3 protein-coding genes and 2 pseudogenes are annotated in these 7,913 nt (G+C 62.4%); 2 read left to right on the top strand and 3 right to left on the bottom strand.

Going from position 1 to position 7,913, the window contains the following annotated elements:
- Positions 1-149: 149 nt before the first annotated feature.
- Entirely contained in the window at positions 150-1,214 is a 1,065-nt protein-coding gene (glcE, locus tag BQ17_RS13945; protein ID WP_089728052.1) for a glycolate oxidase subunit GlcE, read from the bottom strand.
- A gap of 480 nt (positions 1,215-1,694) precedes the next feature.
- Between glcE and BQ17_RS13940 the strand changes: the two genes are divergently transcribed.
- Both BQ17_RS13940 and BQ17_RS13935 read left to right on the top strand, forming a co-directional pair.
- The gene (locus tag BQ17_RS13940) at positions 1,695-2,888 is read left to right on the top strand and encodes a P-loop NTPase family protein (RefSeq protein WP_089728050.1); all 1,194 of its coding nucleotides are present in this window, start codon (positions 1,695-1,697) and stop codon (positions 2,886-2,888) included.
- Complete coding sequence (locus tag BQ17_RS13935; RefSeq protein ID WP_089728048.1) at positions 2,881-6,357, top strand: tetratricopeptide repeat protein; 3,477 nt, start codon at positions 2,881-2,883, stop codon at positions 6,355-6,357. Before BQ17_RS13940 ends, BQ17_RS13935 begins: the two co-directional genes overlap by 8 nt.
- 371 nt (positions 6,358-6,728) lie before the next feature.
- Here BQ17_RS13935 and arsJ read toward each other — a convergent pair.
- Both arsJ and BQ17_RS22760 read right to left on the bottom strand, forming a co-directional pair.
- Positions 6,729-7,720: pseudogene (gene arsJ, locus BQ17_RS13930) on the bottom strand (organoarsenical effux MFS transporter ArsJ); the annotation flags it as partial.
- Between the two features lie 5 nt (positions 7,721-7,725).
- Positions 7,726-7,913: pseudogene (locus tag BQ17_RS22760) on the bottom strand (hypothetical protein); the annotation flags it as partial.

The following is a 7,913-nucleotide window of genomic DNA, read 5'->3' as shown; positions in this document are numbered from 1 at the left end:
GCCTGCGCCGAGCGCAGCGAGGGGGCTTGGGGAGAGGGGGTCAAAGGGCGAAGATCGGTGCCTTTTGCGACACCCTCCTACCCGTGCGGTTCACGCCTCCGCGTGGTGCCATCCTGTAAGACCTGCCGCGCTCACCGAATCCTACGTGCTCAAAGCTCGGCGTAGAGGCGCCCGGGATTGAGCAACCTTTTCGGATCGAACGCCTGTTTGAGGTTGCGGTGAAGGGTCATCAGGGGCGGCGGCAGCGGCTGGAAGACCTCACCATCCCGGTCGCCGCCGCGGAAGCGGGTGGCGTGACCACCGGCCGCGACGGCCGCTGCACGCACGGCCTGCATATCCGGCTCACCCCGATACCAACGCTGTGCCCCACCCCACTCGATGAGCTGCTCTCCCGGCAGATCTAAGTGCGGCGCCGCGGACGGCAGGGACAAGCGCCACAGCTCTGCCTCGCCGGCGAAAAAGTTATGGCCCTGCTCGCGGATGCGGGTACGCCAGAACGCGTCTTGGTCCTTGAGGCTTTCGCCCCCGATGGTCTCCGCGGCCCGAGCGAGGGCCGCTTCGGCGCCGGCAAGGCGGATATAGAGCCGTTTGCCGTCCCAGCAAGTGGCTGTGATGGGCAGTGGGGTGCCGGCCCAGGCGTTCATGAGTCGGATAGCCTCACTCGGGGGTTGCTCTTGGACCAGGGTCCGGTGTGTCGCCGGGATCGGCATCACCTTTAGGCTCACGTCCAACAACAGGCCCAAGGTGCCATAGGCACCGGTCATGAGCCGGGAAAGGTCGTAGCCCGCCACATTCTTCATCACCTCGCCGCCGAAACGCAGGACCTGGCCGCGTCCGGTCAGCACCCGAGCACCTAGCACCAGGTCCCGCGCCGCTCCGGCGTAGGGGCGGGCCGGTCCCGAAAGGCCGCAGGCGATGGTGCCGCCGAGGGTGGCATTCGGTCCCCAGTGAGGCGGCTCGAACGGCAGCATCTGACCTTGTTCTGCCAGGGTCGCCTCAAGGGTCTCCAAGGTGGTCCCGCACAGGGCCGTGACGACCAGCTCCTGGGGCTGATAGTTGACGATGCCGGTGTGGCCGGCCACGTCCAGGGGCTCTCCGGTCGGGGTACGGCCCAACCAGCGCTTGGACCCGCCGCCGCGGATCTCCAGCGGGGTGCCGGATCCGATGGCGGCCAGTACCCGCGTTTGCAGTGCTTTGGTCAAATCATTGTTCATTGTTCGGAGTTCTGTTTGCGCATCGCCATCGCCCTAGAGCTTAGCTCTTCGATGGAAACCGCCGAACCACGCAGAATAGGCTTTTTCATCCTGCGGCCTCCCTACGAACGACCTCTCCAATGGAGTTCCCGTAACTACCAGTGGCGAAGGGAGTCACCGAAATCCATATGGTTAGGCGGAACTTTAACGGTTCAACCTGGACGATTCAATTCTTGCAACGGATGTGACGCCTTGTTGGATACCCCGCGGTCTGATAATGCGCGGAAAGTCCGGGAAGGGAAGCGAACGGAGATGTTGGGGCACGTACTACAAACGGATGTCCCCCGACGAAGATCGAGGCGCAGATTCGTATCGGCTTGCAGCACCGCTACTCGCCTTGTGAGCCAAGACAAATTTGTATTAATTCATAATTGAATTAATACAAATTTATTGTATTATCTCAGTAGTTCTCAGCCCAAAGGCCTGTCAGGAGATCCCGAAATGTCCATACCCGTAGGTAACAAGGCGCAAGGTGGGGACTTTTTCGACCGTGAACGTGAGCGCAAGGACATCTGGCGTTATCTGGAGAGCAATCATATTCTGCTCAGTGGTCCCCGACGCCTGGGCAAGACCTCGCTCCTACAGCGCCTCGCCGAAGAAGCGGATGAACGGGGCTGGCTCACGATGTTGGTGGACGTGCAGGGTATCGACACTGCCGACGCTTTCGTCGCCGAGTTGGATCGGGCCTTTCCCGACGACTCGGTGAAGGGGTATCTGCACGCCGCTGGCGCCAAAATCGATGGGCTGCTCAAACGCTTCAGGAAAGTCGAACTTAAAATCCCAGGTGGCGTGGGTGGTGGTCTGGAATTGCAGGCCCTGCCCGATACACCCTGGGCTATGCCTGCCCAAGATCTGCAAAAAAGGCTCTCGCCCATCCCCGCCTTAATCCTGATCGACGAATTCACCGTCTTGCTGGAGAAGCTGCTGGCCCGGGACCGAGCCGAGACCGAGCGTCTGCTCGGCTGGTTACGGGCCTGGCGTCTGGGCACGGGGGTAGTGTGTCGGTTCGTCTTTTCCGGCTCCATCGGCTTCCATACTCTGCTCGACCGCCACGATTTGGTCACCTCCATCAACGATGCCTATGACTTTCGCCTCGGCCCCTTCCAGCGCCAGGCCGCCCTGGTGATGCTGGCGGAGGAGGCCCGGCGCGAGGGTTGGAAGGCCCTGGAAGAGACCTTGGCGTACCTATGTGAGCGTGCCGGCTGGTTGTCGCCCTTCTATCTCAACCTGCTCCTGACCTCGGCCTTGGATGCGGCACGGGATCGGGAGCTGGAAACCGGCACCGACGACCGGACGCTGAGGCCAGCGGACGTGGACGATGCCTACGACCGCCTACTCGCCAACCGCTCCCGATTTTCCCATTGGTATAAACGCCTGGAGCGGGATCTGCCCCAACCCGAGCTCGGCTACGCCCTCGACACCCTGGCCCACACGGCCCGCTCCGACGCTGGTCTAACCCGGCGTCAACTGCTCAATCGCCTGCAAAGACGCGAGCCGGACCCGGATCTGCGCGCCCGCTGTCTCGACACCGCTTTACTTAAGCTCGAAGAGGACGGTTATCTGGGGAACCAGGGCCAGCGGTTCTTGTTTCTCTCCTTCCCGCTACGGGACTATTGGAAGCGCAACCATGCCTGATTCCCTGGACTCGCCACTACGAGGGGCCGTCAAGTACAACCCCCATCTGTGGGATGATGATGAGCTACGCGCCGTCTTCGTCGTCCGTCATCGGGAGCTCGTCGCCGCCTTGGATCGCATCCGTGCCTGTCCGCTCGGCAAGGTGCCCCAACACCTGCTGATTACCGGCTATCGTGGCATGGGCAAGACCACCCTGCTGCGGCGCATCGCCCTGGCGGTGGCGGACGACTCGGAACTGGCCGCGGACTGGATCCCCCTCACCTTCCCGGAGGAGCAATACACCGTCTCTACCCTGGCCGAGCTCTGGATGAACGTCCTGGACACCCTGGCCGACCGCTTGGAGCGCCAAGGGGCGACACCGGATGAGTTGGCGGATCTGGACGCCGGGGTACGGAAAATCGAGGCACTCTCCCCCGCCGAGCGCGAAGGAGCCGCCCTCGGTCTGTTGCAAGACTGGACAGCGGAGCGGCAACAGCGCCTGTTGCTGCTCATCGACAGCAGCGACCTGCTGCTCACCAATCTGGGCCGGACCGAGGGTTCGCGCGGACGCATCGCCGACGCCGGGGCCACCCCCCTGTGGCGGTTGCGCAAGACCCTCACCCACGACCCCACCATCTTCTGGCTCGGCGCCAGCTACCAGGCCCTGGAGGCCGAGCACCAGTATCAGTATGCCTTTCATGATTTCTTCGAGATCCTGGAGCTGCGGCCCCTGAAGCTGGACGAGATGCGCCAAGCCCTGCTCGCCCTGGCCCGCGTCTTTGGTGCCGGTCCGGGCCTGCGGGACGCGGAGGCGGAACAAGCGATGCAGCACAATCTGGACACCCGCCCGGAACGCCTGCGAAGCCTGCGCACCCTCACCGGCGGCAATCCCCGCACCACCGTCGTCCTGTACGAGCTGCTGGCCGCCGGCTGGGAGGGGGACGTGCACAGTGACCTCAAGGCCCTGCTGGATCTGATGACGCCTCTCTACAAGGCGCGTATGGAGCAGCTCGCGGAGCAGCCCCGCAAGCTGCTGGCCTTGCTGATGGAGCACTGGGACCCCATCGGTGCCGGCGACCTGGCCCGGATCGCCGGCCTCCCACCCACCACCGTCAGCGGTCAGCTCAGCCGGCTCACGGCCGAGGGGCTGGTGGAAAAGGTTGCCTTGGCCGCCACCAGCCGCGCCGGTTATCAGGCCAGCGAGCGCCTCTTCAACATCTGGTATCTGATGCGGTACACACCCCGCCGTACCCGGCGGCGCCTCACCTGGCTGGTGGAGTTCATGCGCCTCTGGTTCAGCGCCGATGACCTGCGGCGCCAGGCCCGGCGCAGCTTGGACCAGCTCCGCGCCGCCCACGCCAAAGACCGGAGTCTGGACTATGCCCTGGCCCTGAGCGATGCCCTGCCGGAGGATTGCGAGGAGCGCCACCTGCTGGAGTGGTCCCTCTATTCCACTGCCCGCCGCCGGGCCAGACGTACCCACCAGGAATTGGCGGCGCTGCTGCCCGAGCTGTTCGATGCCCAGGAAACAGGGCATCCCCTGACCACTGCCGAGGACTATCTGCGGCGGTTCGAGGCCCTGGACGAGCCCTTGAGCCGCTGTCCCCATGCAACCGGCGTGGAGCGGCGGGACTGGATCGCGGCGGTAAAGGGTAGCTTCTCACTGGATCTGGCGACAAAGGAACGGATAGCCGAAATGGCGGCCAACCTTTCCGAACAGGAGTACAAGAAGCTACTCCGGTTTTTTGAAAAGGAAATAGAGAATCCTTCCGAACTCTATTCAAGCGACGATGCCCGCTGGATGCAGGCAAACATTCTAGCTGAAGAGGGGTACGAGGAACTGTATCAGGTTTCTGAAAAAGGAATAGAAGACCGTTCCGAACCTGGTTCAAGCAATGGTATGCGCCGGATACGGACAGCCATTCTGGCCGGGGACTACTTTCCCGACTGTCCCGATCCTAAGGTCGCCTATCGGCAGATCCTCACCGTATTCGGCGAAGCCCCTGGGGCATTCAAGCTGGCCACCGACCGGATGGCCCAACGGCACCAGGATAGCTGGACCGAGAAGCTCTACCGAAAATCCATTGAGTTGGATCCGAACGACGCCCGGCCTTGGAACAGCCTCGGCATTTTGTTGGGAGCCCGCTTGGATCGTCCCGAGGAAGCAGAAACCGCCTTCCGCAAATCCATCGAGCTGGATCCAAAATACGCCTGCCCCTGGAACGGCCTTGGCTACTTGCTGCGAACCGATCTGAATCGTCCCGAGGAGGCGGAAGCCGCCTATCGCAAATCTATTGAGCTGGATCCAAAAGACGCTTGGATCTGGAACGACCTCGGCTACCTGCTCTATGACCACCTGAATCGACCCGAGGAGGCGGAAGCTGCCTATCGCCAAGTTATTGAGCTGGATCCGAAAAACGCCCGATCCTGGAACACCCTCGGCTACCTGCTCCAAGATCACCTGAATCGCCCCGAGGAGGCGGAAGCTGCCTATCGCAAATCTATTGAGCTGGATCCAAAAGACGCCTGGATCTGGAACGACCTCGGCTACCTGCTCCAAGACCACCTGAATCGCCCCGAGGAGGCGAAGACCGCCTATCGCAATGCCATCGAGCTGGATCCGAAAAATGCTCGATCCTGGAACAACCTTGGCAAACTGCTGTGTGACATGAACCGCTTCGAGGAAGCGGAGGATGCCTACCGTAATGTCATCGCGTTGGATCCGGAGAACGCTTGGTCCTGGAATAGCCTTGGTATCTTGCTGAACGTCCACCTACACCGCCTTGAGGAGGCGGAGAATGCTTTCCGCAAATCCATTGAGCTTGATCCGAAATACGCCCCATCCTGGAATAACCTCGGCAATCTGCTATGTGACATGAACCGATCCGAAGAGGCGGAGAAAGCCTATCGCAATGCTATCAGGCTGGATCCGGAGGGTGCCTGGTCTTGGCACAACTTGGGCAAACTCCTACAAGATGACCTGAAACGACCCGAGAAGGCTGAGGCTGCCTACCGTAAGGCCAGCGAGCTGGATCCCGAGTATCCCTACCCACTCACCAATCTGGGCCGATTGCTGGTGGCCCGTGGCGATGCACAGGGGGCGGATGTGGCCTACCGCCGGGTCGGATCTCTGGCCACGAAGCACGCGGGGGATGGGACCAATATCGACTATGTCCACCTGATCCTGCAAGCCCAGCTCTGGCTGGACAATCGGGACGCTGCCGGCCAGGCCTTGGAGCGATTGGCCGCGGCCGCCGCAACGGGAGATAAAAACGCTCTGTTCCGGCTTCAGGAACAGGCCCGGGAGTGCCATGCCATCGGTCGGGGGCCGGCCTTGGCCGATTTGCTGGAGGCCTCCCCCCACGCCGAGTTGTTGCGGCCCATCGCCCTGGCCCTGCGGGCGGCCGACCAGGGGCCGCAGGCCCTGGACGGGGTAGCCGCGGAGATCCGCACCATGGCCGAGGAGTCCCTGAAAGACATCCGGCGCTGATTCCACGCGCGATCGAGGGATCGTGATCGCGACGTGCGATGGGACTGTTTGGAGTACCTGCCTGCCGTCGAACAGGCAGGTCATGCACTCTAGGTGATCGATGCGGTTCGCTGCGCTCACCACATCCTTGTATGTTCTGTTTCCAAGGGAAAGCCAAGGATCGATATAAAGGGATTTGATGAAGCGTACCTGGGAAGCCGTCACATCCTGAGGCCACGAGCCTGAACGTAGATTAGCTCCCTGCCCGCTTCGCCAATACCGGCGAGTATCCGAGGCCTTGAGCCAGTGGCTCTTGAGCCTGCATAAGCAAGGTCGGTAGGCGAGGGTCCTGGGTCGGGGAACCTGGTCGCTATCCTAACGGGTTTTTACTCATAGGAGTGCACCGCTGAGTTGATGGCGAAGACGATCCCGAACAGGATCAACCCGACCACCAGCACCGGGCCGGGGGGTAGGCCCTGCTGCAGGGCGATGGCGATCGTGGCCGGGAACAGCGCCAGCACAAAGGCCCAGAGTCGGGCCGTGCCGCCGCCCGGTCCCTGGGCGTGGCGACCGCGCCGGACCAGCTTGGGGGCCGCTGCCTGCACCAAGCCGTAGCCGATCACCCACAGGGCGAGAAAACCACCCACCTGCATGAAGCGCCATTCGAGGACCGCGACCAAAAACACCGGCAACCCCACGACGAACTAGACGTCCCGGGCGCCGAACAGGAAGAGCCGCGCCGCCGACAACCAATTGATGGCCGGTTTGGGGGAGAAGACCTGGGTGAATTTGGGCTTGGACTTCATCTTACCCACGCCTGTGGGGAGCATGACTGCGGTGACGATCAGTACAACAGAAGCATCCCGGCCAGCGTCGCCAGGGCGCCGCGAAAGCCGATCCATTCCAGCAGGGCGGCGCCTGTGAAGGATCCGCCGCCCTTGAGCACATTCTTTGACCCGGTCAGCACCGCGACATATTTGAAGAGCCTAGACTCACCGCCGTCACCGGTCAGGGCCTTGACGCTGGCCTTCACGGACATCTTGTTCAGATCCTTGGCGATACCCGATAGGACCTGGGCGAGCATCACGTAGGGCACCGTGAGCCAGACATCCGGCACCGTGAGCATGGCCAGCGCCGCTACCTGCGTCCCCATACTGATCTGCATAGTGAGATTGAGTCCGATCCGTGCCCCCAACCAGCCCCCCACCAGGTTGGTGACGACGCCGAAAAATTCGTAGAAGAGGAACAGCATGGCCACCTCCAGGGCTGAGTAGCCCAGGAGGTGGAAGTAGAGCACCACCAGCATCCGGATGGCGCCGTCGGTGATGGTGAAGGCCCAGTAGCCACCGGTGACGATCAGGTAATTGCGGGTGTTCCGGTCCATTGCGATTAAACACCGAGGTCGGCGATCTTGCGCGCCAGCTCCGTCATGCGATTCACATAGCCCCACTCGTTGTCGTACCAGGCCAACACCTTTACCAGAGTCCCGTCGATGACCAAGAGGGTGTCGCAAAAGCCCCTCTCCCGCCGGGAGAGAGCCTGCGCCGAGCGCAGCGAGGGGGCTTGGGGAGAGGGGG

This window comes from Candidatus Thiosymbion oneisti (genome assembly GCF_900092655.1).
Classification (GTDB): Bacteria; Pseudomonadota; Gammaproteobacteria; order Chromatiales; family Chromatiaceae; genus Thiosymbion; species Thiosymbion oneisti.
Note: the sequence above shows the minus strand (reverse complement) of the source record. Positions and strands in the feature narration are given on the sequence as shown.